This is a genomic window from Microbacterium sp. F01, from assembly GCF_056156365.1.
Window position 1 is genome coordinate 3,562,410 of the sequence record NZ_CM149592.1, and the last position, 25,531, is coordinate 3,587,940.

At 70.1% G+C, this 25,531-nt stretch carries 24 protein-coding genes; 11 read left to right on the plus strand and 13 right to left on the minus strand.

The window, feature by feature from the left end; genetic code table 11:
- Window positions 1-27 precede the first annotated feature (27 nt).
- The gene (locus tag ACVN90_RS16475) at window positions 28-858 is read right to left on the minus strand and encodes a Cof-type HAD-IIB family hydrolase (protein WP_475099278.1); all 831 of its coding nucleotides are present in this window, start codon (window positions 856-858) and stop codon (window positions 28-30) included.
- A 121-nt stretch (window positions 859-979) separates the two neighbouring features.
- Between ACVN90_RS16475 and pgi the strand changes: the two genes are divergently transcribed.
- Window positions 980-2,659: a glucose-6-phosphate isomerase gene (gene pgi, locus ACVN90_RS16480; protein WP_475099279.1), complete on the plus strand. Its 1,680-nt coding sequence runs from the start codon at window positions 980-982 to the stop codon at window positions 2,657-2,659.
- A gap of 61 nt (window positions 2,660-2,720) precedes the next feature.
- Here the strand turns inward: pgi and ACVN90_RS16485 are convergent, their stop codons facing one another.
- Entirely contained in the window at window positions 2,721-4,826 is a 2,106-nt protein-coding gene (locus tag ACVN90_RS16485; RefSeq protein ID WP_475099280.1) for a glucose PTS transporter subunit IIA, read from the minus strand.
- Window positions 4,827-5,195: 369 nt separating this feature from the next.
- On the opposite strand from ACVN90_RS16485, the gene ACVN90_RS16490 reads away from it, so the two are divergent.
- Entirely contained in the window at window positions 5,196-6,098 is a 903-nt protein-coding gene (locus ACVN90_RS16490; RefSeq protein WP_475099281.1) for an aggregation-promoting factor C-terminal-like domain-containing protein, read from the plus strand.
- Window positions 6,099-6,164: 66 nt separating this feature from the next.
- Here the strand turns inward: ACVN90_RS16490 and ACVN90_RS16495 are convergent, their stop codons facing one another.
- The 3 genes from ACVN90_RS16495 to ACVN90_RS16505 all read right to left on the minus strand — a co-directional run bounded on the left by ACVN90_RS16495 (window position 6,165) and on the right by ACVN90_RS16505 (window position 9,394).
- A complete protein-coding gene (locus ACVN90_RS16495) occupies window positions 6,165-6,872 on the minus strand; it encodes a DUF899 domain-containing protein (protein WP_475099282.1) in 708 nt (235 codons plus the stop codon).
- Between the two features lie 537 nt (window positions 6,873-7,409).
- Complete coding sequence (locus ACVN90_RS16500) at window positions 7,410-9,026, minus strand: solute symporter family protein (RefSeq protein ID WP_475099283.1); 1,617 nt, start codon at window positions 9,024-9,026, stop codon at window positions 7,410-7,412.
- A complete protein-coding gene (locus ACVN90_RS16505; RefSeq protein ID WP_475099284.1) occupies window positions 9,026-9,394 on the minus strand; it encodes a DUF485 domain-containing protein in 369 nt (122 codons plus the stop codon). The genes ACVN90_RS16500 and ACVN90_RS16505 overlap by 1 nt, the downstream gene beginning before the upstream one ends.
- Before the next feature lie 181 nt (window positions 9,395-9,575).
- Between ACVN90_RS16505 and ACVN90_RS16510 the strand changes: the two genes are divergently transcribed.
- Genes ACVN90_RS16510 through ACVN90_RS16525 form a run of 4 tightly spaced genes read left to right on the plus strand, consistent with a single transcriptional unit; the run spans window position 9,576 to window position 13,442 of the window.
- Window positions 9,576-10,814 (plus strand): sensor histidine kinase, encoded by a 1,239-nt coding sequence (locus tag ACVN90_RS16510; RefSeq protein WP_475099285.1) that lies wholly within the window; start codon window positions 9,576-9,578, stop codon window positions 10,812-10,814.
- On the plus strand, window positions 10,811-11,554 hold the full coding sequence (locus ACVN90_RS16515; RefSeq protein WP_475099286.1) for a LytR/AlgR family response regulator transcription factor: 744 nt from the start codon (window positions 10,811-10,813) through the stop codon (window positions 11,552-11,554). Before ACVN90_RS16510 ends, ACVN90_RS16515 begins: the two co-directional genes overlap by 4 nt.
- A complete protein-coding gene (locus tag ACVN90_RS16520) occupies window positions 11,551-11,964 on the plus strand; it encodes a DUF485 domain-containing protein (RefSeq protein ID WP_475099287.1) in 414 nt (137 codons plus the stop codon). The genes ACVN90_RS16515 and ACVN90_RS16520 overlap by 4 nt, the downstream gene beginning before the upstream one ends.
- Window positions 11,961-13,442 carry a sodium/solute symporter gene (locus tag ACVN90_RS16525; protein ID WP_475099288.1) on the plus strand — a complete coding sequence of 494 codons (1,482 nt, stop codon included), beginning with the start codon at window positions 11,961-11,963 and terminating at the stop codon, window positions 13,440-13,442. The genes ACVN90_RS16520 and ACVN90_RS16525 overlap by 4 nt, the downstream gene beginning before the upstream one ends.
- A 93-nt stretch (window positions 13,443-13,535) precedes the next feature.
- On the opposite strand, the gene ACVN90_RS16530 is transcribed toward ACVN90_RS16525, so the two are convergent.
- Window positions 13,536-15,338, minus strand: a complete 1,803-nt coding sequence (locus ACVN90_RS16530; RefSeq protein WP_475099289.1) for a DUF2207 domain-containing protein — start codon at window positions 15,336-15,338, stop codon at window positions 13,536-13,538.
- Between the two features lie 42 nt (window positions 15,339-15,380).
- Here ACVN90_RS16530 and ACVN90_RS16535 point away from each other — a divergent pair, with 42 nt between their 5' ends.
- Window positions 15,381-15,821 carry a MarR family winged helix-turn-helix transcriptional regulator gene (locus ACVN90_RS16535; protein ID WP_475099290.1) on the plus strand — a complete coding sequence of 147 codons (441 nt, stop codon included), beginning with the start codon at window positions 15,381-15,383 and terminating at the stop codon, window positions 15,819-15,821.
- A gap of 61 nt (window positions 15,822-15,882) precedes the next feature.
- On the opposite strand, the gene ACVN90_RS16540 is transcribed toward ACVN90_RS16535, so the two are convergent.
- Both ACVN90_RS16540 and ACVN90_RS16545 read right to left on the minus strand, forming a co-directional pair.
- On the minus strand, window positions 15,883-16,617 hold the full coding sequence (locus ACVN90_RS16540) for an ABC transporter permease (protein WP_475099291.1): 735 nt from the start codon (window positions 16,615-16,617) through the stop codon (window positions 15,883-15,885).
- Window positions 16,614-17,438: an ABC transporter ATP-binding protein gene (locus tag ACVN90_RS16545; RefSeq protein WP_475099292.1), complete on the minus strand. Its 825-nt coding sequence runs from the start codon at window positions 17,436-17,438 to the stop codon at window positions 16,614-16,616. The genes ACVN90_RS16540 and ACVN90_RS16545 overlap by 4 nt, the downstream gene beginning before the upstream one ends.
- 74 nt (window positions 17,439-17,512) lie before the next feature.
- On the opposite strand from ACVN90_RS16545, the gene ACVN90_RS16550 reads away from it, so the two are divergent.
- Window positions 17,513-18,685 (plus strand): low temperature requirement protein A, encoded by a 1,173-nt coding sequence (locus tag ACVN90_RS16550; protein ID WP_475099293.1) that lies wholly within the window; start codon window positions 17,513-17,515, stop codon window positions 18,683-18,685.
- Between the two features lie 39 nt (window positions 18,686-18,724).
- Window positions 18,725-19,309: a thymidine kinase gene (locus ACVN90_RS16555; RefSeq protein WP_475099294.1), complete on the plus strand. Its 585-nt coding sequence runs from the start codon at window positions 18,725-18,727 to the stop codon at window positions 19,307-19,309.
- Between the two features lie 124 nt (window positions 19,310-19,433).
- Here the strand turns inward: ACVN90_RS16555 and ACVN90_RS16560 are convergent, their stop codons facing one another.
- Together ACVN90_RS16560 and ACVN90_RS16565 are read right to left on the minus strand one after the other, a co-directional pair.
- Window positions 19,434-21,017, minus strand: a complete 1,584-nt coding sequence (locus ACVN90_RS16560) for an L-serine ammonia-lyase, iron-sulfur-dependent, subunit alpha (protein WP_475099295.1) — start codon at window positions 21,015-21,017, stop codon at window positions 19,434-19,436.
- Window positions 21,018-21,121: 104 nt separating this feature from the next.
- Window positions 21,122-21,493 (minus strand): VOC family protein, encoded by a 372-nt coding sequence (locus tag ACVN90_RS16565; RefSeq protein WP_475099296.1) that lies wholly within the window; start codon window positions 21,491-21,493, stop codon window positions 21,122-21,124.
- Between the two features lie 104 nt (window positions 21,494-21,597).
- On the opposite strand from ACVN90_RS16565, the gene ACVN90_RS16570 reads away from it, so the two are divergent.
- Window positions 21,598-21,762, plus strand: a complete 165-nt coding sequence (locus tag ACVN90_RS16570; RefSeq protein WP_475099297.1) for a hypothetical protein — start codon at window positions 21,598-21,600, stop codon at window positions 21,760-21,762.
- Window positions 21,763-21,819: 57 nt separating this feature from the next.
- Here the strand turns inward: ACVN90_RS16570 and ACVN90_RS16575 are convergent, their stop codons facing one another.
- Window positions 21,820-22,662, minus strand: coding sequence for an ADP-dependent NAD(P)H-hydrate dehydratase (locus ACVN90_RS16575; protein WP_475099298.1), 843 nt, complete (start codon window positions 22,660-22,662; stop codon window positions 21,820-21,822).
- Window positions 22,646-23,371, minus strand: coding sequence for a histidine phosphatase family protein (locus ACVN90_RS16580; RefSeq protein ID WP_475099299.1), 726 nt, complete (start codon window positions 23,369-23,371; stop codon window positions 22,646-22,648). Before ACVN90_RS16580 ends, ACVN90_RS16575 begins: the two co-directional genes overlap by 17 nt.
- A gap of 226 nt (window positions 23,372-23,597) precedes the next feature.
- Between ACVN90_RS16580 and ACVN90_RS16585 the strand changes: the two genes are divergently transcribed.
- The gene (locus tag ACVN90_RS16585) at window positions 23,598-24,458 is read left to right on the plus strand and encodes an alpha/beta fold hydrolase (RefSeq protein WP_475099300.1); all 861 of its coding nucleotides are present in this window, start codon (window positions 23,598-23,600) and stop codon (window positions 24,456-24,458) included.
- Here the strand turns inward: ACVN90_RS16585 and ACVN90_RS16590 are convergent.
- Window positions 24,398-25,528, minus strand: a complete 1,131-nt coding sequence (locus ACVN90_RS16590) for a winged helix DNA-binding domain-containing protein (RefSeq protein WP_475099301.1) — start codon at window positions 25,526-25,528, stop codon at window positions 24,398-24,400. The two genes, ACVN90_RS16585 and ACVN90_RS16590, sit on opposite strands and share 61 nt — an antisense overlap.
- Between the last annotated feature and the right edge of the window lie 3 nt (window positions 25,529-25,531).

Genomic DNA, 25,531 nt, shown 5'->3' on the forward strand with positions numbered 1-25,531 from the left:
CACCCCGGCCGACACGACTGCGACGGATCAGGCGACCGGGTCGGGCACGCCGTCGAGGAGCTTCTCGATCGTCGTGATCACGCCGTGCTCCAGGTTCGACGGCGCGCAGTAGCGTGCGCGGGCCGCGACGTCCGGATGCGCGTTGGCCATCGCGAACGAGAGGGATGCGGCATCCATCATCTCGAGGTCGTTGAGGTAGTCGCCGAACACCGCGGTCTGCTCGGGCGTGATGCCGGTCGCCGCCTGCAGCCGCCGCAGTGCGACGCCCTTGTTGACGCCCTGGTTCATGACGTCGATCCAATGCTCGCCCGACACAACCACCTGGTGGGTCGCGCGGAGGTCGTCGAGCGCGGGCGCGGTGGCCGCCGCCTCCGCGAAGTCGAAGATCGCGACCTTGAGGATCTGGTCATCGACGGCGAGCAGATCAGGCACGGCCTCGAGCCGGGCGTAGTACTTCTCGGCCTCGGGGAGGAAGGCGTCGTCGGCGCGCTCGATGTACGCGGAGCGCTTGCCGCACACCACGACGCCCAGATCGCGCCCGGCGGCGGCGAGCGCGCGCAGGCGTGTGACGAGCGACACCGTGAACGCGGCATCCATCGCGTCCGAGCTGATCTCGGCGTCTCCCTCGACGACGTACGCACCGTTCTCGGCGATGAACACCATGTCGTCGAGGTGCTCGGCGAACGCCCGTTGGAGGGTCGCGAGCTGGCGTCCACTCGCCGGCGCGAAGCGGATGCCGCTCGCGTGCAGGCGGTCGAGCAGCGGCCAGAGGGCTTCGGGGATGCGGCCGTGGCCGTCGAGCAGGGTGCCGTCCATGTCGACGGCGATGAGGCGCAGGTCGTGCGAGGGGAAAGGCATGGTGCTTCAACCCTAGGTCGCGTCCCTGATCATTCGGAGGGCGCCCGCCTCACAAGCCCGACGGTTCGCCGGTGAGTAATGCGTAACCAAGCCGCGCACCGGCGCGGGTACGTTGGGGTTCGTGACAGCTCCCATCGATGCCACCACCACGTCCGCCTGGGCCGAGCTCAGCTCGATCCGCGACTCGTTCGCCCCCGATCTGCGCGACTGGTTCGCCATCGATCCGCGTCGCGCCGAGCGCCTGAGCTTCGAGCTCGCCGACCTGCACGTCGACCTGTCGAAGAACCTCGTGACCGACGAGATCCTCGCGTCGCTCGTGAAGCTCGCCGAGGAGACCGGCGTCGCCGAGCGCTACGCCGCGATGCTCGCCGGCGAGCACATCAACACCACCGAGGACCGCGCGGTGCTCCACACCGCGCTCCGCCGCCCGGCGGGCGCCGAGCCCGCTCTCGTCGTCGACGGCCAGGACATCGACGCCGACGTGCAGGCCGTACTGGAGAGCATGACCGCCTTCGCAGACCGCGTGCGCTCGGGCGAGTGGCAGGGCGTGACCGGCAAGAAGGTCACGCACATCGTCAACATCGGCATCGGCGGCTCCGACCTCGGCCCTGTCATGATCTCGGCCGCGCTCGAGCCGTACGCCACGGCCGGCATCCAGGCCCGCTTCGTGTCGAACATCGATCCGTTCGACATCGCGAACAAGACCAAGGACCTCGACCCCGAGACCACCCTCTTCATCGTCGCGTCGAAGACCTTCACGACGCTCGAGACCCTGACCAACGCGCGCCTCGCGCGCGACTGGCTCTGGGCCGGTCTGGAGAAGTCGGGCGCGATCGACGGTTCGGACGAGGCGAAGACGGATGCCGTCGCCCACCACTTCGTCGCCGTCTCGACCGCTCTCGACAAGGTCGCCGCGTTCGGCATCGACACCGACAACGCGTTCGGCTTCTGGGACTGGGTCGGGGGCCGCTACTCGGTGGACTCCGCCATCGGCCTGTCGCTCATGATCGAACTCGGCCCCGACGTGTTCCGCGAGCTTCTCGCCGGCTTCCACGCCGTCGACGAGCACGTCGCAAGCACGCCGCTCGAGCGCAACGTGCCGGTGCTGATGGGCCTTCTCAACGTCTGGTACTCGAACTTCCTCGGCGCGCAGTCGCACGCGGTGCTCCCCTACGCACAGCAGCTCTCGCGCTTCGCCGCGTACCTGCAGCAGCTGACGATGGAATCCAACGGCAAGTCCGTCCGCTGGGACGGCTCCCCCGTGACGGCCGACACCGGCGAGGTGTTCTGGGGTGAGCCCGGCACCAACGGCCAGCACGCGTTCTACCAGCTGATCCACCAGGGCACGCGACTCATCCCCGCCGACTTCATCGCGTTCGCGAACCCCGCCTACGCCCTCGAGGACGGCGGCCGCGACGTGCACGGCCTGTTCCTGTCGAACTTCCTCGCGCAGACCAAGGCACTCGCCTTCGGCAAGACCGCCGAAGAGGTCGAGGCGGAGGGCACGACCGGCGCTCTCGTCGCCGCGCGCACCTTCGCGGGCAACAAGCCGACGACGTCGATCTTCGCGCCGGCGCTGACCCCCGCCGTGCTCGGCCAGCTCGTCGCGCTGTACGAGCACGTCACCTTCACGCAGGGCGTGATCTGGGGCGTGAACTCCTTCGACCAGTGGGGCGTCGAGCTCGGCAAGCAGCTCGCCCTGCAGATCGCGCCGGCCATCGAGGGCGACGAGGCGGCGATCGCCGCTCAGGATGCCTCGACCCGCGCACTCCTCGCCTACTACAGCGCGCACCGCAAGTAACCCGCACGACGTCGAGGGGTGGATGCCGGGGCCTCCGGCATCCACCCCTTCGTCATTCGCCTCAGCCCTCGGCGGGCCTCGGGTCGACGGTGATCAGCGAGCCTCCGACGGCGATCTCGCCTTCGAGCACCGGCGACACCTCGCCGAAGTCGTCGGCGTTCAGCACGATCACCGGGGTGATGAGCGGGTAGCCGGCCTTCTCGATCACCGCGCGGTCGAAGGTGACGAGCGGGGTGCCGAGTTCGACCCGGTCGCCGTTCCTGACCTTGACGTCGAAGCCTTCGCCCTTGAGGTTGACGGTGTCGATGCCGACGTGGATCAGGAGTTCCACGCCGCCGTCGAGAACGATGCCGAACGCGTGCCCGGTGGGTTGGGCCGCCGCGATCACGCCCGCGCCGGGCGAGAACACCGTGTCGCCGACCGGTTCGATGGCCGCGCCCGGACCCATGACCCCGCCGGCGAACACCGGGTCGGGCACCTCCGACAGCGGCACGACCTTGCCCGCCAGCGGCGACAGCACCTCGATCGGGGCCTTCTCGAGCACCGCGGTCGCCACGGGGACGGCCGCCGCAGCCGGCGCCGCCTCGGACGCGTCGATCGCACGCGACTCGCTCGCCTCGACGGCGGCCGGAGCGACGTGCTCGGCGGCCGCAGCCGCCTCGGCGGCATCGCGGGTCGCCTCGAACTCGGCCTGCTGCTCGGGCGTACGGAAGTTCGACCAGATCACCAGGAACATCGACGTGAAGAACGCCAGGCCGATCGCGATCGCGTACAGGCCGATCGGGTTGAACGCCGGGATCGTCAGCAGCGACGTGAACACGAACGCCTGCGTCGTGACGCCGTCGGGCAGCCCCATGATGAGGCTGCCGATGCCGATCGTCAGACCGCCCACGAAGCAGCCGACGAGCATGCGCGGGTATATCCGCTTGAACCGCAGATGGATGCCGTACAGCGACGGCTCCGAGATGCCGCCGAGCAAGCCCGCGGCGAGCGCACCGGTGGCCGTCTGCCGCATCTGCGTGTCGCGGTGACGGAGCGAGAGCACGAGAACGCCGGCGGTCGCGCCGAAGCACGCGAAGTTCCACGCGCCCATCGGCCCTTGGATGAAGTCGTACCCGAGCGTCTGTATGTTGAGCAGCATCACGGCGTTGATCGGCCAATGCAGGCCGAGCGGCACCATGAAGGGATACGCGAGCGGGATCACGATGGCGAAGATGAACGGCGAGAAGTTGTTGATCGCCGCAAGGGCCTGCGCGAGCGCGGCACCCGCATAGACGCCGATCGGTCCGATGATGAAGGCCGTCAGCGGGATCATGACGAGCATCGCGAAGAACGGCACGAAGATGAGCTGCAGGTTCGCCGGGATGAGCTTGCGCAGCAGCTTGTACAGCGGCCCCAGCACACCCGCCATCAGCAGCGGCGGGAACACCTGCGAGCTGTAGTCGAAGATCGTGAGCGGGAAGCCGAAGATCGGCACGATGGTGACGTCGACGCCGAAGACCACGGTGGGCTCGACCCCGTCGCCGAGGGCGAGGAAGCCCGGCAGCATCAGGACGGCCATGATGCCGAAGCCCACCCACGGGTCGGCACCGACCTTCTTCGTCGCGTTGTAGGCGACCATCAGCGGCAGGAACACGAAGATGCACTGCCACATCAGGTTGACGAACGCCCACTGCGGCTCCAGCGTCACGCCCGGCGCATTCCAGTCCGGGATGGCGCCCACGGTGGCGAGGAGCGCCATGAACGTGATGAAGAACGAGGCGCCGAGGAGGGCGCCGAGGAGCGGCCGGAACGAGTCCGACAGGAACTCGAAGAAGGAGTCGATCCACGCGACCTTCCCGCGCACGCCCTTCGCGCGCTCACGCGCCTTGATCGAGTCGATGTCGTCGGAATCGGATGCTGCGGCCCCGCCGCCGCCCTTCATCTCGGGCAGCGCCATGATGTCGTTGTAGACGTTCTGCACGCCGCCGCCGATGACGACCTGGAACCGCTCGCCGGCCTGCGGCACGGCGCCCATGACTCCGGGGATCGCCTCGACGGTCTTGCTGTCGACGCCGGACGCGTCGCGGAGCTGGAATCTGAGCCTGGTCGCGCAATGGGTGAGGCTCTCGATGTTGCCGGCGCCGCCGACGGCCTTGACGATGTCTGCTGCGGACGATGTGGCCATGGATCTCTCCTTCGCGAGGTGTCGTGCGCGCACCGACGACGCACCGCACCACGCCGTGCCCCGTCGAGCGCAACGCTAGCGGTCGCTTGATGCCGCGGGAAATACCCCCGCCAGGACTTCCCGTCACGGATGCTGCGTCCCGCGGTGGTGCGGCGGGCCGCAGCATCCGGTGTCCGACGTCGACCCGCGTGAGAGATTTCTCATACTCCGATCAGGCCTTTCCCTGAAAAGCGCTCTCACGTTCCGTCCAGGAAATCACCGGGAACCGTCCAGACGCGATGAGGCAGACTCGGGGGCTTGTGCGTCCGACCCGAAGACGCACAGGCGCCGATACCCGCGGCGCGAAACCCGAAGGATCGTACGTTCGTCATGCATTCAGATACCTCACACACGCCCGCCCGCCGCTCCCGCCGCTCACGCCGCCGTTTCTTCGTGCCCGCCGTCGCCACCGGAGCCGCCCTCGGCGTGCTGCTCACGACCGGCCTCACGCTCGCCTCTCCGGCCCTCGCGGCCGCCGCACCGCTGGCCGCATCGGCCATCGCCTCGGCCGCGGCTCCTGAAGCCACCGCCGACTCGTTCCGCGACATCCGCACCGACGCGCAGGGCACCCTCCTCTCGGCCCGTGTCGCGCTGAGCGACGCCGCCTCGGTCACGACCGACATCGCCGCCGCCGGCCTCGACCTGGGCATCGGCGACACGTCTGTCGACACCGCCGTCCTCGAGCAGGCGGCCGACCGCCTCACGAAGCTCGACGTCGTTCCGATGCTCCTGGTTCCGGGACTCACCTCCGACGTCAGCGGCGCCACCGAGACGGTGAAGGCCCGCGTGACCGAGCTCCGCGAGCACCTCGTCGCCGCCAAGGAGAAGAAGGCCGCGGAAGAGGCGGCCGCTGCCGCTGCCGCCGCTGCCGCCGCTGAAGCGCAGCGCCAGGCCGAGGCTGCCGCCGCCCTCGCCGCCGCGAACACCCCCGAGGGCGCCAAGGCGACCGCACGCCAGATGGCCGCGTCGCAGTACGGCTGGGGCGCCGACCAGTTCTCGTGCCTCGAGTCGCTCTGGACCAAGGAGTCCGGCTGGAACTACCAGGCCTACAACTCCGGCAGCGGTGCGACGGGCATTCCGCAGTCGCTCCCCGGCAACAAGATGGCCAGCGCCGGCGCCGACTGGCAGACCAACGCCGCCACCCAGATCGCGTGGGGTCTCGGCTACATCGCCGGGTCGTACGGCACGCCGTGCGCCGCGTGGGGCCACTCGCAGGCCACCGACTGGTACTGATCAGCCGCCCCTGATGCGACACGGATGCCGCACCCCGCCGCAGTCGCGGGGTGCGGCATCCGTTCGCTATGCGTGCGTGTGAGCGCCTGGCCCGTACAGCTCCGCCACCTTCTGCGACGTGAACCATCCGTCGAACGTGTCGGTCTTGGGCCACCCCTCGGGCGAGTCCTGCCATTCCTCCTGGCGTCCGTACGGGAGCACGTCGATGAGCGGGAAGGTGTGGCTCAGCTGCTCGGTGCCGCGGCCGTTCGTGTGCCACGTGCGGTACACGGTGTCGCCGTCGCGGAGGAAGACGTTGACGGCGAACCCGCCGCCGGCCGGAGCGTCCACGTCGGCGCCGAACGAGCTGCCGGCGGTGGAGAACCAGTCCATGCGGTTACCCGTGCGCTCCTTGTACTCGAGCGCTTCGTCGATCGGCCCCTGCGTCACGATGACGAAGCGGGCGTCGTACGCGTCGAGGAAGTCGAGACGCGTGAACTGCGACGTGTAGCCGGTGCAGCCCGGGCAGTGCCATTCCTTGCCCTCGAACCACATGTGGTTGTAGACGATCAGCTGCGACTTGCCCTCGAAGACGTCGACGAGGCGCACCGGACCGTACTCGCCCATCAGCATGTAGTCGGGCATCTCGACCATCGGCAGCCGCCGGCGCTGCGCGGCGATGGCGTCGAGCTCGCGCGTCGCGGCCTTTTCGCGCACGCGGAGCTCAGCGAGCTCGCGGCGCCACGTCTCGGCATCGACGACGGGCGGAAGAGCGTTCTGGGTCGTGCTCTGCATCGGAACCTCCGAGTGTGCGAGTGCGTATGTTCACACTGTACACATCTGGATGCCGCGGTCAAGGGGTTGAACGGAGGACGCTTCAGCGCCTCTCAGGAAATCGATCACGGAAACATAACAGCGGACTCTTGCCAGCGTTATCTCGCCGTTATAGAGTGCTTGCACGGTAGTTGTTTTGCTGTGGCAGCTACCGGCATGTGATTGCAGGACACTCTTGGTGCAAGGGACAAGGGCCGGTCGGTAGCCTCTCCGACCGGCCCTTCACTTTTGCCGTTGACCAGGGAAACCGTCACCGGTTGCCGCCTCGCCGACAACGCCGCTCGACACGCGCGCAGCCCGCGGTGGCACGGAGCCCCAGAAGATCACGAAAAGATCACAGCACACCCTTGCCAGCGTTACCTCACCGTTATAGAGTCATCTGCACGGTAGTTGTTTTGCTGTGGCAGCTACCGGCATGTGATTGCAGGACACTCTTGGTGCAAGGGACAAGGGCCGGTCGGTAGCCTCTCCGACCGGCCCTTACTCTTGCCCTCTGCGCTAGTGGCTGACCGCCTTCTCGGCGCCGATGCCGGTGAGCGAGCGCACCTCCATCTCGGACTGCTTCTTGGGGTCTTCCGGCGTCTTGTCGAGCACGCTGACGATCCAGCCCAGGAAGAAGGCGAGCGGGATCGAGACGATGCCCGGGTTCGACAGCGGGAACCACGCGAAGTCGATCGCATCGGTCTTCAGCATCGACGTCTCGGAGCCCGAGACGACCGGCGAGAAGACGATGAGCACGATGGCCGAGGTGAGGCCGCCGTACATGCTCCACAGCGCGCCCTTGGTGGTGAACCGCTTCCAGAACAGCGAGTAGACGATCGTCGGCAGGTTCGCGGAGGCCGCGACGGCGAACGCGAGTGCCACGAGGAACGCGACGTTCTGACCGTTCGCGCCGATGCCGCCGATGATCGCGACGATGCCGATGATGACGACCGTGCGGCGCGCGACCTTGACCTCGGCGCCTGGCTCGGGCTTGCCCTTCTTGACGACCGACGCGTAGATGTCGTGCGCGAACGACGCCGCCGCCGTGATCGTGAGGCCGGCGACGACCGCGAGGATCGTCGCGAACGCGATCGCCGAGATGAGGCCGAGCAGCAGCGGCCCGCCGAGCGAGAACGCGAGCAGCGGAGCCGCCGAGTTCGGGCCGCCGGGGGCGGCGGCGATGACCGCCGGGCCGACGAGCGCGGCCGCTCCGTAGCCGAGCACGAGCGTGAAGACGTAGAAGATGCCGATGAGCCAGATTGCCCATACCACCGACTTGCGCGCCTCCTTGGCTGTGGGCACGGTGTAGAAGCGCATGAGCACGTGCGGCAGCGCCGCCGTGCCGAGCACGAGTGCGAGACCCAGCGACAGGAAGTCGATCTTCGAGGTGTCCGACACGCCGTACTTGAGGCCCGGATCGAGGATCGCCGGGTTCTCGGCGACGGCGACGGCCTTGTCGAGCAGGGCCGAGAAGTCGAAGCCGTTGAGCGCGAGCACCCACACCGTCATCACGCCGGCGCCGGCGATGAGCAGCACCGCCTTGATGATCTGCACCCACGTGGTGCCCTTCATGCCGCCGATCAGCACGTAGAGGATCATCAGCGCGCCGACCACCGTGATCACCACGGCCTGGCCGAGCTGGTCGCCGATGCCGAGCAGCAGCGACACGAGGCCGCCGGCGCCCGCCATCTGCGCGAGCAGGTAGAAGAAGCACACGACGAGGGTGGTCGTCGCGGCCGCGATGCGCACCGGGCGCTGCTTCAGGCGGAACGACAGCACGTCGGCCATCGTGAACTTGCCGGTGTTGCGCAGCAGCTCGGCGACGAGCAGGAGGGCGACGAGCCAGGCGACGAGGAAGCCGATCGAGTAGAGGAACCCGTCGTAGCCCGTCATGGCGATCGCGCCGACGATGCCGAGGAACGACGCGGCCGACAGGTAGTCGCCGGCGATCGCGGAGCCGTTCTGGCCGCCCGTGAACGAGCGCCCGGCGGCATAGTAGTCGGCTGCCGTCTTGTTGTTCCGGCTGGCGCGGAACACGATCACCATCGTCACGGCGACGAACGCGCCGAAGATGGCGATGTTGAGCCAGGGCTCGCCGGGCGACGTCGTCGCCGCTTCTCCGAAGTACCGCATCAGCGCGCCTCCTCAGCGTTCTCGAACTCGCCGATCTCGATCTCGTCGCGGATCTCCTCCGCGAGCGGGTCCAGGCGCTTGTTGGCGTAGTGGACGTACCAGGTCGTCACGGCGAAGGTCGTGACGACCTGCGCCATGCCGAGGACCATCGCGACGTTGACACTGCCGAACACCCGGATCGACATGAAGTCGTGGGCGTAGCTGGCAAGGAGGACGTACGCGAAGTACCAGGCCAGGCACGCGCCCAGCACCGGGAAGACGAAGCTCCGATGCGTGCGCCGGAGTCGTTGGAATTCGGGTGATGCTTGCACCGCGCCGTAGTCGACCTCTGCGAGGTTCGTCCCGGCGCTGGGGGCCTCGTTGCCCATGGCGTCTCTCCTTCGAGGGGGGTTCGGCGCGCCCGTCGGCCGCGCCGCTGCGTCAGCAGTGCGACCATGCTCGTCTTCGCCCGGCGGGGCCGGGGGTCGTCGCCGTTCGTCGTCGGTGAGCGGCGTCCACGGTGCGACGAACGGCGGCCGCCCGACGACGAACGACGGCTACGCTGGCCGCATGCCCGAGTCGATGCTGCTCGCCGCTGCCGCCGGCGTCGTCGCCGGGGCACTCGCGGTCGGCGTCGTGATCCTGCTCCGGCGCATCGTGGTGGCATCGAAGGAGCTCGGCACCGACGTCGAACAGGCCACGTACCAGACGCTCCACCTCGCGAGCCGGGCGGCGAAACACCTGCGCGGCGGCATCTCCGAAAGCGACGCGACCCGCGCCGGGCGCCACCTCAAGGCCCTCCTCGGGTGCGAGACGCTCGCGCTCGTCGACCCGTCCGGTCACGTGACCGTGGAAGGTGATGACGCCGTGCGCGAGGTCGCCGGCCGGCTGGCCGCCGAGGCGCGCGCGTCGGGTCGCACGCAGATGCAGCGGCGTGTCCGGATCGGCGAACGGGAGACGGATGCTGTCGCCGCGCCGATCCTCGCCAGCGGAGTGCCCGCGGGGGCCATCGTCGCGTTCGCGCCGCGCGTGCGCGCCGGCCTCGTGCGCGCCACCGGCGAGGTGGCGGACTGGGTCGCGGCCCAGGTGGAGCTCGGCGAGCTCGATGCCTCGAGGGCCGCGCTGGCCGAGGCCGAGGTGCGCGCGCTCCGCGCCCAGATCAGCCCGCACTTCATCTACAACTCCCTCAACGCCATCGCCTCCTTCATCAACACCGACCCCGCGAAGGCCCGCGACCTCGTGCTCGAGTTCGCCGACTTCACCCGGTACTCGTTCCGCCGGCACGGCGATTTCACGACGGTCGCCGAGGAGCTCCGCTCGATCGACAGCTACCTGAAGCTCGAGCGCGCGCGGTTCGGCGACCGCCTGAAGGTGACGCTGCAGATCGCGCCCGAGGTGCTGTCGACGGTGGTGCCTTTCCTGTCGATCCAGCCGCTCGTCGAGAACGCGGTGCGCCACGGGCTCGAGGGCAAGGAGGGCGGCGGACGCATCACCATCGAGGCGTCCGACCAGGGGGCGTTCGCCGAGATCAGCGTCGAGGACGACGGCGTCGGCATCGACCCGGTCGTGCTCGAGCGCGCTCTCGCCGGCGGCGCGCCGGGCGAGCACGTGGGCCTGCGCAACGTCGACGCGCGGCTCCGGCAGGTCTACGGCGACGAGCACGGCCTCGTCGTCGAGACGAACGTCGGTGCCGGCACGCTCGTGCGAATGCGGGTGCCGAAGTCGCAGCCCGGCCGGGTCGCGGCATCCACGGGCCCCGTCCGTGCGACGGCCACCCTCGAGCGCGGCGAGGGGAGGCGCGAACCGTGATCTCCGTGCTCATCGCCGACGACGAGCAGCCCGCGATCGACGAGCTCGCGTTCCTGCTCGGGCAGGACCCGCGGATCGGCATTATCCATCAGGCGTCGTCGGGTGCCGAGGCGATCCGGCTGCTCACGCGCGAGAGCGTGGATGCCGCGTTCCTCGACATCCACATGCCCGGTCTCAGCGGCTTCGACCTCGCCCGCGCTCTGCAGAGGTTCGAGCGCCGGCCCGCCCTGGTGTTCGTGACCGCGGACGAAGAGAGCGCGCTCGAGGCCTTCGACCTCGCCGCGGTCGACTACCTGTTGAAGCCGGTGCGCACGGAGCGGCTGCACCGCTCGGTCACGCGGATCATCGAGGCGATGAAGGCGCAGGCGGCGCCCGCGACGGATGCTGCGGCCGCTGCGCAGGCGGAGCTCATCGCCGTGACGCTCGGCGGGACGACGCGCATGATCCGCCGCGACGAGGTGCGCTACGTGCAGGCGCAGGGCGACTACGCGCGGCTGCACACCGAGGAGGCGAGCTACCTGGTGCGGGTGCCGATGGCGGATCTCGAGCGGCAGTGGGCCGACGCGTTCGTGCGCATCCACCGCTCGTACCTCGTCGCGATCCCGCACCTCGCCCGCCTGCGCCTGGGTGGCGACCACCCCAGCGTCACGGTCGGCGGGGCGGAGTTGCCGGTGAGCCGGCGCTGCCTGCCGGCGCTCCGGGAGCGGCTGGAGTCGACGACGATCCGGCCCCGCGCATGACCGCGAGCGACGGCGGCACCCCGCCGGACGGGCACCCGCCCGCGCCGGGCCGGGTGCGCGTGACCGCTCCGCGCGCCGGCTCGGTCGCAGCATCCGTCCGCTCCGCGTCGCCGCAGGCGGACGGAGGGCCCACGAGCGACATCGCCGGCGTGTACGTGCGCTCGCTCATCCGCTCGCAGCTGCGGCTCGGGATCGTGTTCGCGCTCGGATTCGTGGTCGCCACCGCACTGTTCGTGCTGGCCGTCGCGCTGGCACCCGAGCTCGACACGACCTTCGTCGTCGGCGTGCCGCTGTCGTGGCTGCTGCTCGGGGCCGGTGTGTACCCGCTCGCCATCACCGTCGGCGGGCTCTACGTGCGCGCCGCGTCACGCAACGAGGCGCGGTATCGCGCGCTCGCGGAGGACGAGTGAACCCTGCCATCGGCTACTTCGCCATCGCCGGCGTGGCGGTGGCGTCGGCGCTCATCGGCTTCTACGGCCTCCGTGTCTCGCGGACGACGAGCGACTTCTACGTGGCGAGCCGCACAGTGCGGCCGTGGTGGAACGCGTCGGCGATCGGCGGGGAGTACCTGTCGGCGGCGTCTTTCCTCGGCATCGCCGGACTCATCCTGCTCACGGGCTCGTCGGCGCTCTGGTTCCCGATCGGGTACACCGCCGGGTACCTCATGCTGCTGCTGTTCGTGGCCGCGCCGCTGCGTCGCTCCGGCGCGTACACGATCCCCGACTTCACCGAGGCGCGGCTCGAGTCGCTGTGGGCGCGCCGCGTCACGAGCACGCTCGTGATCGTCATCGGCTGGTTCTACATCGTGCCGCAGCTGCAGGGCGCGGCCCTCACCGTGCGGATCACGACGGGGCTCCCGTCATGGGTGGGATCCGTCGCCGTCGCCGTCATCGTGGCGGTGGTCGTGGCAGCGGGCGGCATGCGCTCGATCACGTTCGTGCAGGCGTTCCAGTTCTGGCTGAAGCTCACCGCGCTCGCGATCCCGGTGGTCGCGATCCTCCTGCTCATCGGTGACGTGCAGCCCGTGCTGCCACCGGTCGAGGCGTTCCCGCCGAGCGCGGGCCCCGGCGACCTCGAGGTCTATCGCACGGTGTCGCTCATGGTGGCGCTGCTGCTGGGCACCCTGGGACTCCCCCACGTGCTCGTGCGGTTCTACACGAACCCCGACGGCGTCGCCGCGCGCCGCACGACGGTCATCGTGCTCGTGCTGCTGTCGGTGTTCTACCTGTTCCCCACCGCGTTCGGTCTCCTCGGGCGCGCGTTCGCGCCCGACCTGGCGCAGTCGGGCGACGCCGACGCGCTCATCCTGCTCCTCCCCGGCCGGCTCATCGCCGGGCCGCTCGGCGATGTGCTGACCGCCCTCGTCATCGCCGGGGCGTTCGCGGCGTTCCTGTCGACGTCGTCGGGCCTCGTCGTGTCGCTCGCCGGCGTGATCAGCCAGGACCTGCTCGGCGGCAGCGTGCGCGGCTTCCGCATCGCCGCGGTGCTCTCGTCGTTCGTGCCGCTCGTCGTCGCGCTCGCCACCGAGCCGGCCGGGCTCGCCGGCAGCGTCGGCCTGGTCTTCGCGTTCACCGCGTCGACGCTGTGCCCCGTGCTCCTGCTCGGCATCTGGTGGCGCGGGCTCACTGCGCGCGGCGCCATCGCCGGCATGCTCACCGGCGCGGTGTTCTCCGGCGTCGCGATCCTGGGCGGCGGCCTCGTCGCGGCCGGGCTTCCCGCCCTGCGCCCGTTCCTCGAGCAGCCCGCCGCGTGGACCGTCCCGGTCGCGGTGCTCGTGACCGTGTTCGTCTCGCTCGGCGACCGCCGCGGCATCCCGCGTGGCACAGACCGGTTCCTCACCCGGCTGCACGTGCCCGAGCCGACGGCGCCGGCCGGCCGCGAGGCCTGAGCCCTCGGGCTGCGGCGGGTCGCAGCCGGGCCCACGCGCCCGGCGGCTCCGGGCGAAGCGCCAGCGGCGTCTGAAGAAGGCGTGGGGACCATGTCAGACGCCGCCGCCCCCGCCTCCGCCGCCTCCGCCGCCCGCGGAGCCGCCGCCCGACGACCCGCCGGAGGACGACGACGAGGAGGCCGACGTCGACAGATTCGAGATCCCGGCCGAGAACGCCGCGGCGTTGAAGCCGCTCGAACCCGCGTACCAGCCCGGTGAGTTGCCGGCGCCGTACAGCACGACCAGCTCCTCGGCCCACTTCTTCTCCTGGCCGAACACCACCGCGTACGGCAGCAGCGTCTCGTACAGCTTCAGCTTCACGCGCGGGTCGGACACGTCGACGTACTCCCGCTCGGCGCCCTGCGGCGACTGCAGCATGCGGATGCGATCGGCCTCGGCCCACTCGATGAACTGCTTGAGCCCGAGCAGGTGGTCTCGAGCCTCGGCGCCGGCGGCGGTCAGCGGCTTGCGCGACACCATCCCGGCGACGAGAAGGGTGACGAGCACCGCCGCGATGATCAGCAGGATGGGCACCCACGGCGTCACGTATCCCACGAGCGCGCCGATGCCGAACAGCAGTGCCAGCACCGCCGAGCCGATCGCGACGACGATCGGCCACGCCCGGGCGCTGACGGGCACCTTGCGCCGCAGGCCCCGCGACGACAGCTCCGCCGACGCCGCCTTCAGCACCTTCTGCGCGGTCGTCGAGAACCTGGTGTCGCTGCGGCCGAACTCGAATTCCTCGCCCACCATGCCCATCGGGAACAGGCCGGGCAGCAGCATCCGTCCGTCCCCGTCCGCCAGTGACGGGTTCACGAGCACGGCCTTCAGCTTCGTGCCGCCGAACCACTTCCGCGGGCCTTCTTCGATACGGATGCTGCCGACCACCGCCTGCTCGAGAACCTCGGCGGGGATCGCCTTCGTGGTGTGTCCGAGCAGCACGGCGCTCTCGAGGGCGTCGATGCCGCGCGGCGGCGTGTACTCCGCGATGATGACGGGCCGCCCGGGCTCGTCGCGGAGGTGGCGCCGGCGCGTGACAGCGGCCAGCACGACCGCGGTGCCGAGTCCGAGCACCGCCACGCCGCTCTGCAGCCAGCCCCACGGCGACGCGAGGAAGCCGGGATCGAACTGGATGAATGTGTCGGGCTCGAACCCGATCGCGATCGTCATCGTCTGGTACGGCTGGACGTTCTCCACCGAGGCCACGACCGCGCCGTCGGCGTCGCCGATCGGGCAGGTCTGGGTCGAGCCCTGGTAGCCGACGTAGCAGGCCTCTGCGCCGGTGCGCGCGTCGGTGAGGTCCTCGGGCATGGTCACGCGCGCGGTGATGCGACCGAACGGCTGGGGCCAGGCGACGCCGTTGACGTCCCAGTAGAACTCGTCGGCGCCGGTGTCGGCGAAGTACCGCGTGACGTTCTCGAGCGTGTAGGTGAAGACGTACGTCTGGCGGCCGTGCACGTAGTCGTCGGCGCGCGAGGTCATCCAGTAGAAGCCGTCCTCCGACTCCGTCTCCTCGGCGCGGGGAGCGCCGGCCTCGTCGGTGATCGAGACGAGCTCGGGGTGCAGCGGTGCACCTTGATAACTCTCGGGGATGATGCGGCGCATACCCCGGTTCTGGTCGAACTCGGGGAACAGAGCCACGAACGTCTCGACGACCGTCAGGGTGCTGGTGCCGTCCTCGGCGCGGCCCAGCTGGTACTCGACGTCGAGGCTCTCGAACGAGAAGTCGTCGACGCCCGCGTGCGCCGGGCCGCCGGGGTTCAGGCCGGCGAGCAGCGCGCCGGCGAGCACGGCGAGCACCAGCCCCACGACTCCGAGACGACGCGCGCGCGACGGCGCGACGATGGAAGACCCCATGTGGCCAGCCTAGGGTCGGCGCGAGGCTCTAATCTTGACGCTATGACCGATCGCCGTCTCGCCATCGACGCGTGGGAGAGTCTCTTCCGCGCGCAGCACGAGGTCTTCGGCGACATCAACGACGACTTCGACGACGAGACGCTGAGCCAGGCCGAGTACGACGTGCTCCTCACCGTGACCCGTGCCGACGACCTCACCGCACGCCTGCGCGACGTGACCGCGAACATGCTGATCAGTCAGCCGAGCGTCTCCCGCCTGGTCGACCGCATGGTCTCTCGCGGGCTGATCACCAAGTGCGCCGACCCCGACGACGGGCGCGGGGCGCTCGTACACGCGACGGATGCCGGAGCCTCGCTGTTCCGCCGCATCGCCAGCGCCCACGGCAAGGCCATCGCCGAGCGGATGTCGCTCCTGTCGGACGACGAGCTCTGCCAGCTGCGCGACCTCACCGCGAAACTGCGGAAGAAGCAGACGAGCTGCTGACCCCCATCTCGGTCGTTGAGCGAGCCTGCGAGTCGCATCGCACTGCGCCCGCGAGCAACGGCTACGGCGTGCGTCGGCGCAGGGTGAGCGACGCGAGGATCAGCGCGCCCACCGCGAACGCGACCACGATGAGCAGCGGCCCGAAGACCTCCCAGCCCTCGTCGCCGTCGGTGACCGCATTGATCGTGTCGATCGCGTAGCTCAGCGGCAGGATCTTCGAGATCTGGTACAGCGCCTCGGGCATGTCCTCGCGGGGCATGAACAGCCCGCCGAGGATGATCTGCGGGAACACGATCAGCGGCATGAACTGCACCGCCTGGAACTCCGTGCGCGCGAAGGCGCTCGCCAGGAGCCCCAGCGCGGTGCCGAGGATGGCGTCGACGACGGCGACGAGGCCGAGCTGCCACAGCGGGCCCTCGACCTCGAGGTTGCACACCCACACCGCGAAGGTCACCGTGACGACCGCCTGCAGCGTCGCCATGAGCCCGAACGCCAGTCCGTATCCGAGGATGAAGTCGGCCTTCGCGATCGGCGTCGTCATGAGCCGTTCGAGGGTTCCCGACCGGCGCTCGCGGAGCGTCGTGATCGACGTGATCAGGAACATCACGATGAACGGGAACAGCGCCAGAATCGGACCGCCGAACTGGTCGAACACGCCCTCCTGGTCGCTGAACAGCCACGCGAACAGGCCGACGAGCAGGCTCGGCGCGACGAGCATGAGCGCGATCGAGCGGGGGTCGTGGCTGAGCTGCCTCAGCACACGCCCGGCGGTCGCGAGGGTCAAGACGCCGTTCATGACGCGCCCCCGCGGTGCGGGTGCTCCGCATGCTCGGCCTGTTCGCGCGCTTCGCGGCGGGTGAGCGGATGCTGCGCCTCTGCCTCCGCCCGAGGCTGCGCGTCGCGCTCGATGAGCGCGAGGAACGCAGCATCCGGATCCGTCGTGCCGGTGTCGGCGAAAAGGCCGTCGGGTGTCGTGTCGGCGATGATGCGGCCCGCCCGCATGAGCACGAGGCGGTCGCAGCGGAGGGCTTCGTCCATGACGTGGCTCGACACGATGAGCGTCGCCCCGGCGTCGGCGAGGCCGCGGAAGACCTCCCACAGCTCGGCGCGCAGCAGCGGGTCGAGGCCGACGGTCGGCTCGTCGAGCACGAGCAGCTCGGGAACGCCGAGCATCGCGACCGCCAGCGAGACGCGGCTCTCCTGTCCGCCGGAGAGCGAGTCGATGGTCTGATCGCGCTGATCGGCGAGGCCCACCTGCTCGATGACGCGGTCGACATCGGTGCGGGGCGCATCGACGAGCCGCGCGAAGTAGCGCAGGTTCTGCTGAATCGTGAGGTCGCCGTAGACCGACGCGGCCTGGGTGTCGTACGCGACCCGCTTGCGCAGCGCGCTCGAGCCCGCGGGCTCACCGAGCACCGTCACGTCGCCGCCGGCCACCTTCTGCACGCCCACGATCGAGCGCATGAGCGTGGTCTTGCCGCATCCCGACGGGCCGAGGAGTCCGGTGATCTGTCCGCGCGGGATGTCGAGGTCGAGCCTGGTGAACACCTCGGTCTTCCCACGCCGGACGTGCAGACCACGCACGCTCACCGCATCCGTCCCCGCACTGTTCGTCACGTGTTGAATAGTGCTCCCGTGCCATCTCGTCGTCAACGAGACGCGCGGTGTCAGGATGGAGCATGCCCTTCGGGATGACCCGGAACGTGATGAGGCCGACGGACTCGTCGCGCGCCGATCGCGTGACGTACATCGAGCTCTTCTTCGACCTCGTGTTCGTGTTCGCCCTGACGCAGTTGTCGGCCTACCTGTACGAGAACCAGAGCCCGCTCGGCGTCTTCGAGGGCGTGATCATGGTGTGCGCGCTGTGGTGGGCGTGGGTCTCGACCACCTGGGTGACCAACTGGCTCGATCCGGTGACGCTGCCGGTGCGCGGCGCTGTCATCGCACTCGCCTTCGTCTCGCTCGTCATGAGCGTCTCGATCGCGGAGTCGTTCGGCGAACGGGCGTGGGCGTTCGCGATCGCCTATGTCGTCCTGCAGGTGGGGCGGACGGCGTTCATCGTCTGGGCGACCGCTCGCCACGATCCCACGGTGTCGAGGGACTTCACCGCGGTGCTCGCGTGGACGGTCGCGAGCGCCGTGTTCTGGCTCGTCGGTGCACTGCTGCCGCTCGCGTGGCAGCTGCCGCTGTGGACGATCGCGCTCGGGATCGAGCTCGCGGGGACGCTCCTGGCCTTCCCCACCCCTGGCATCGGCAGAGTGCGCCTGGACCGCTGGGATCTCTCGGGTCCGCACATCGCCGAGCGGACCTCGCTCTTCGTCCTCATCGCGCTCGGCGAGGGCATGCTCGTCACGGGCTTCGTCTTCGCCGAGACCGAGTCGTCCGCGGCATCCATCGTCGCGCTCGTCACCGCGTTCGCGACCGCCGCGGCGGCGTGGTGGATCTACTTCGACCACGGCGAACGCGTCGGTGCCGAAGCCATCGAGTCGTCCGACACCCCGGGGCGGCTGGCACGCACCGCGTACACCTGGATGCACCTGCCGATCGTGGCGGGCATCGTCGTGATCAGCGTGGGCGACAAAGACGCCCTCTCGCACCCGCACGCGCACGACCTCGCGGCGGCGATCGCGGTCATCGGCGGGCCAATGCTGTTCCTTGCGGGAACGGTGCTGTTCCGCCACCTCCTCGAACGCCGCTGGGCGCGCGCGCAGCTCGCGGGCCTGCTCGCGCTCGCACTGCTCGCGGTCGCCGCGACCGTGCTCGACACGCTCACGCTGTCGATAGGCACGGCGATCGTGCTCGCGGGCGTGGCTGTCGGAGAGACAGTGGGCCGCGTGAGGCGCGGCCGCCGCGCGGGCGGCTGATCCTGCGCCCGGCACCCGTCCGGACGTAGGGTGGGCGGCATGCGGGCGACCAGGCAGTCTCGGCTCCAGGTGGTGTGCGGCCCGATGTTCGCCGGGAAGTCGGAGGAGCTGCTGCGCCGCGTCCGCCGCGCGCGCATCGCGGGGCTCGAGGTCGAGGTGGTGAGCCACGCCCTCGACGACCGCCGCGGCGAGGGGCTCGTGAGCTCGCACTCCGGGTTGAGCGTGCCGTCGCGCTCGGTACCCGACGTGGCGGCACTCGTCGCCGGAGTGCAGGGCCGCGGCCTCGATCTCGTCGCGATCGACGAGGCGCAGTTCTTCGGCGCAGACCTCGTCCCCGCCGTCGACGAGCTCGTCGCCGGCGGGGTGACCGTCGTCGTGTCGGGGCTGTGCGTCACGTTCGACGGCCGGCCGTTCGAGCCGCTGCCGACGCTGATGGCGATGGCCGAGGACGTGCTCAAGCTCACCGCGGTGTGCGCGGTCTGCGGCGAGGACGCCGCGTTCCACCAGCGCATCACCGCCGACGCCGCCGGAGATCCCCGCATCCCGACCGCCGCCCAGGTCGGGGGCGTCGAGTCCTATCAGGCCCGTTGCCGCCGGCATTTCACCGGCGGGGTCCATCCGTAGGTCCTTCGCCTTCTGCCGAAACACGGGCTGGTCACGCGACCCGCCGGGCCCCAGCATCCGTCACCGGCGTGTCGCCGTTGCCGACCCGTGTTTCGGTGCGTGGAAGGGGCCGGGGAAGAGCCGGTCAGCACTCGATGACGTTGACCGCGAGGCCGCCCTCGCTCGTCTCCTTGTACTTGTGCGACATGTCGATGCCGGTCTGGCGCATGGTCTCGACCACCGCATCGAGCGAGACGTAGTGGCTTCCGTCGCCGCGAAGGGCGAGGCGCGCGGCCGTGACCGCGGTCGACGCGGCGATGGCGTTGCGCTCGATGCACGGGATCTGCACGAGCCCGCCGACCGGGTCGCACGTGAGGCCCAGGTGGTGCTCCATCGCGATCTCGGCGGCGTTCTCGATCTGGCGGTTCGTGCCGCCCATCACCGCGGTGAGACCTCCGGCGGCCATCGCGCACGCCGATCCGACCTCCGCCTGGCAGCCGCCCTCGGCGCCCGAGATCGAGGCGTTGGCCTTGAACAGCGAGCCCAGCGCGGTGGCAGTGAGGAGGAATCGACGGATGCCGCGGCGACGGTTCGCCTCTGCAACCTGCTCGTCGTCCCAGCCTGCGGCCTCCTCGGTCGTCGCCGCGTGGCCGTGATATCCGAGCAGGGCGCTGCCGACCAGCTCGCCGTAGGGCGTGACCGCGTTGCCGGCGCCGAGCCCGGAGTCTGCGAGGAAGCGCCACCAGTACATCGCGACCGCGGGGAGGATGCCGGCGGCGCCGTTCGTCGGCGCCGTGACGACACGCCCACCCGCGGCGTTCTCCTCGTTCACCGCGAGCGCGAAGGCGCCCAGCCACTCCCCCGGGAGCTCTCGCCGGCCGTCGGCCTCCGAGGCCTCGAGCTGTTCGCGGATGGAGGCGGCACGACGCTTGACGCCGAGTATCCCGGGGAGCACGCCCCCGGACTGCAGGCCCGCCTCGACGCACGCGGCCATCGCGTCCCAGATCGCGTCGAGCCCCTCGGCGATGTCCTCGTCGGGACGCAGCGCCTCCTCGTTGATGCGCGCGGCCTCGGCGATCGTGATGCCGCGCTCGTCGCACACGGCGAGCAGCTCCTCGGCGCTCGAGAAGTCGAGGGGGAACGCGTGGGCGCGCATTTCGGGCGCCTCACCCTCGCGGCGGATGAAGCCGCCCCCGACGGAGTAGTAGGTCTCGCGGGCGAGGAGTCCGGCATCCGTCCTCGAAACGGGCTCGAGAGGCGCGGCCGATCCCGTCTCGCGCACACCGGCCGCGGCGAGCGCGCGGGCGGGGCCGTCGTCGGGCGAAGCCCAGGCCTCGAGCGTCATCGCGTTCGGGTGAGCGGGCAGGCGCGTGCGGGGGGCGAACACGACGTCGCCCCGCTCGAACGACACGGCGTGCAGGCCGGCCAACTCGAGCGCGCGGCCGTCGGGCCAGGCTGTCCACGCCGAGCGCACAGCATCCGGATCCGCTGTCTCGGGTTCGAGACCCTGCAGACCTGCCACCACGGCGTCGGGCGTGCCGTGACCGATGCCCGTCGCGCCGAGCGAGCCGTACAGCGTGCACGTGACTCGGCCGACTCTCGGGAGCATGCCGCTCTCGCGGAGGCGGACGACGAAGTCGTGGGCGGCCCGCATGGGGCCGACCGTGTGGGAGCTCGAGGGTCCTACGCCGATGGAGAACAGCTCGAACGCCGAGACGTAGGCGCTCATCGCCACCAGGCTAACCCGACAGAAGTGTGCACTCTGATTCCCGTTATCGACTCGATACGAGCAGGATGCCTAAGCGAGCACCATTCCATGATGCAGCATGACGATCAGGCGGCGACGGGTCGAAACGACACGAGGCCGACGGTGTTGCCCTCGGAGTCTGTGAGGAAGGCCTGCCACTCGTCGTGCCCTGCGGGGCCGAGCGTGTCGTCCTCGTGGGTGAAGATCACGTGCGGCGGCGCGACGATCTCGACACGATCGCCCAGGCGCTCGAGCGCCGCCGCGACGTCATCGACCTGGAGGTACAGCACGGCGGTCGGAGCGTTGCGGTCGAGCAGCAGCCGGACGCCGTCGAGGTCGAAGAAGAGCAGACCGGGCGGATCGAAGACCGCCGTCGCGTCGGCGCCGAGGAGCGACGCGTAGAAGCCGGCGGCGCGCTGGAGGTCGTCGGCGTGCTGGGCCACCTGCACGAGTCTCATGGTGTCATTCTGGCCCCGCCCTTGATGCCATGCCAGGGACGTCGCTCTTCCCGCGACGCACCGCCCTGGAGTATCAATGAGGGAGGCGATCCTGGAGGTTGGCGATGCTCTTCGTTCTGTATCTGATCCTGCTCATCGGCGGAATGGTGCTCCTGGGCCTGTCGTTCTCATTGCCCCTCCCCGCCTTGATGTTCGTCCTCGGCCTCCTCTGCGTCGTCGCGGCGGTCGCCATTCCCATCACCGCGGGCGCCATCGAACAGCGCAGATAGCGCAGGCTCGAGCGGGCGCCGCCCACGCGATCGCCGGGGCGGCTCTTGTTCGTGCGGTCATCGTTCGCTGAGGCTGTGGACAGCCGGCGTCAGCTCGCGCGCGAGATCCCGCGCGAGGAAGCCGAGACCGATCCGCTCACCGAGCCTCATGCCCGCGCGGGCATGGGCCCATGAGCCCCACACTGCCGCACGCGCGGCATCCACGCCGCGCGCCGCGAATCCTGAGATGGCGCCGGCGAGCACGTCTCCGCTTCCTGAAGTGCCCAGTCCCCCGTCGCCCTCGTCGAGCCTCCAGGCGCGACCGTCGGAATGCGCCACCACGCCGTAGCAGTTCACGACGGCATCGAACTCCCGGGCGATCTCGCGGACGTCGGCGACGTCGTCGGCGAGCTCTCGGCCGAGCAGGATCTTCGCCTCGTCCTTGTTCGGATTGAGGATGAGATCGGCGGGGAGGCTGCCGCGATCGATCTCGGGCAGCACGCCGAGCGCGAAGGCGTCGAGCACGACCAGACGGGGCGTCGTCGCGGCGACCGCGAGCAGCGTCGCCCGCGTCTCGTCGGCGACACTGAAACCGGGCCCGACAAGCACGGCATCGGCCGACGCGACCCGCTCCTCCAGCTCCCCGTTCAGCGGCGCGTCGGCATCGTCGGGGAGCGCGAGAATGCCGGCCTCCGGAAGCGCGATGCCGACCTGAGCGTCGATCGACTGCGGCACCGCGAGGACGACGCGCCCCGCGCCGACCCGCAGCGCCGACTCGCCCGCGAGGAGCACGGCCCCGGGTGAGGTGCGCGACCCACCGACGACCACGACGTCGCCGCGGGACTTCTTCGAGTCGCCTGGCTCGGGCAGGCCCCATTCGCGCAGGAGGCCTTCGGTCACCGGCTCAACGGGGCTGGACATCGGGATCCCCGGGGTGCGCGGTGACGTCCGCGCCCTCGCGCTGGAGGTGGGCCACATCCGAGAACACCGCGAGCTCCCAGCCGGCATCGGCAAGGACCAGGTGAGTGATCGAGGCGTTCAGCACAGTGTGATCGTCGGCGAAGCTGAGCAGCTCGTCCTCGCGCAACGGCAGCAGGATGTAGAGCAGCAGCATCACCACCGCGTCGTGCACGACCAGCATCGCCGTCTCAGGCCCGCTCTCGAGCGCCTCACGGAGGAACGACCGGAGCCGCAGCGCGACGTCCGCCCACGACTCTCCTCCCGGCGGGCGATGGTAGAACTTGCCCAGATGGCGACGCCGAGAGAACTCTTCGGGGTGCAGACGAGCGACCCCCTGCCTCGTGAGCAGATCCAGGATCCCGAGCTCTCGGTCGCGCAGCCGCTCGTCCACGAAGACCGTCCGGCCCGCCGCTGCGTCACCGAGGGCGATCGCGAGCGTCTCCCGTGCACGTGAGTAGGGCGAGACCCAGTACAGGTCGATGTCGTCGCGGTGATCTGCGAGCCACGTTCCGAGCGCCGCCGCCTGCTCCTGCCCGGTGTCGGACAGAGGGACATCGGCATCCCGCACGTCGAGCGGGATCACATCGAGGCCCTCGATCTCGGCCCGCGTCGCCGCGATGTTCCCGATGCTCTCCCCGTGCCTGACGAGCCACAGCTCTCTCACTGCCATCGCCCCAGGCTAGGCACCTCGCCCGCGCCGCGGATCCCCATTGACAGACGGTGGCTGTCGCGCCCCGCGCAGTCGTCGGCGATCGTTCACCGCTGCGCAACCGGACAATGCTGGCGCCGACGCGGCGCGCGGCTCTAAGGTGTCGGACAGCGCGTCCGGGACAGCACACGACGCGACTTTGATCAACCGCAGCCGCCTGGGGGCGGCGCAACAGATGGGAAGTCGAATGTCCGAAAGCAAGCCGACCATCGTCCTCGTGCACGGCGCGTGGGCCGACGCCTCGAGCTGGAACGCCGTCAGCGTTCCGCTCCAGGCCGAGGGATTCACCGTCCTGGCGCCGCCCAACGAGCTGCGCGGGCTGTCGTCCGACGCGGCATACATCACGTCCTTCCTCGCGCAGCGGACCACCGGGCCCGTCGTGCTCGTCGGCCATTCCTATGGGGGCGCGGTCATCACGAACGCCGGCGCGCACGGCGGCGACGTGAAGGCGCTGGTGTACGTCGACGCGTTCATCCCCGACGAGGGCGAGACCGTCGTCGGCATCCTCGAGGGGTCGGGCTCCGCCCTCGCGGCCGCCGATCCGACCACCGTGCTCGACGTCGCCGGCTACCCGGGCGCGCCGGAAGGCGCGGCCGAGGCGTTCCTCAAGCCCGAGACGGTGCACGACGCGTTCGCTCAAGACCTTCCTGAGGCGGATCGCTGGACGATCGTCGCGACGCAGCGTCCGGCATCCTTCGTCGCGAACGTGACGCCGTCGGCCGCGCCCGCGTGGAAGACGATCCCGAGCTGGGCCGTGCTCGGCACCGAGGACCGCGTCATCCCGATCGACACGCAGCGCCGCATGGCGGAGCGAGCCGGCGCCACGATCACCGAGGTGAACGCGTCGCATGTCTCGATGGTGTCGCGGCCGGAGGCGACGCTCGAGGCGATCCGCGCGGCGGCGGCGTCCGTCAGCTGGTCCCTTCCGCTACGCGGACTGCGCCGGTATCGGGCCTCCGGCGCGTCACCGCGATCGAGCGCGTGCGATCACGCTCCGCTGGGGCTCGCCGGCTCCTGCCACACCAGGCGAGGCTCGAGTTCGAGGTAGCGGGCACAGCGGGCGGCAGCATCCTGAATCGCGTCCTCATCGCCAGGAGTGAGCCGCCGCAGCATACGTATCTCGAAGGTCACCGCCCGCGCCGTGAGCGTGCGCTTCATGCCGGCGACCACCTGCCCGTCCACGAGCGCCATGCCGATCGCGGTCTCGCGCCCACGCGACAGCAGTCGGCCGGCATCGAGCACCCAGCGGGAGTCCTGATAGCCGCGATACATCTCGTCGAGCACCTGCAGCAGGTGGCCTTTCGGCGAAACGGATGCTGCGGCCCGCCCGGGAGCGTGCCAGTAGGTGCGATCGTCATGATCGAACGACTCGAGTCGGTCGGCGGCGCCCGCGAGTCCGCGGCGCACGTCGGTGAGAGTGAGTGTCGCCCAGTATGCGAGGTCGCGTTCGGTGGCGGGTCCGTGAGAGGTGAAATAACGGAGGGCGAGCTCGGTGAGCGCTTCGTCACGGTCCAGCCGCCGCGGTGCGCCGACACGGTCGGAGAAGAGCGCGTAGGTGTGCTCTCCATCGCGCGGGACGCCGCTGCAGATCTCGGCGTGCAGCTCGAGGTGGCCGGCCAGGAGCATGAGCTGCATTCCCGTGAGTTCGTGACCGCGCTCCGCGAGGGTGTCGGCGAGCTCGGTGCGCGTGCGGTCCGGCGACTCGGCAAGGGCTGCGAGCACGAGGTCTGCGACGACGTTCAGGCGATCGCCGAGCGGGACGAGTTGCTGATCGACCGTGGGCAGCACCCTGTCGCGGGTGAGCTCGAGGAGCCACAGCGCGTCGTCGGCGTGGACGTAGTGCCACGTCGGACGCAGGACATGCGTCCTCAGCACGCGTCCGCTCGCCAGCAGACCGGCGAGATCGGCCGAGTTCGGGTGGCGCGTGCGGGTGGCGACGGCCCACGCCGACTGCGACGGATTCTCGGCCTGCACGGCGAGGAGCGACCGCACGACGTCCTCGGCACCGTCGACGGGTGCCGCGAGATGCTGCGAGTGCAGTCGCCAGCGTGCGATGTCACGATCGGTGAGCACACGACGAGCGTAGGCGGCGAGAACGGCCGGGTCGACGGCTGCCATGGT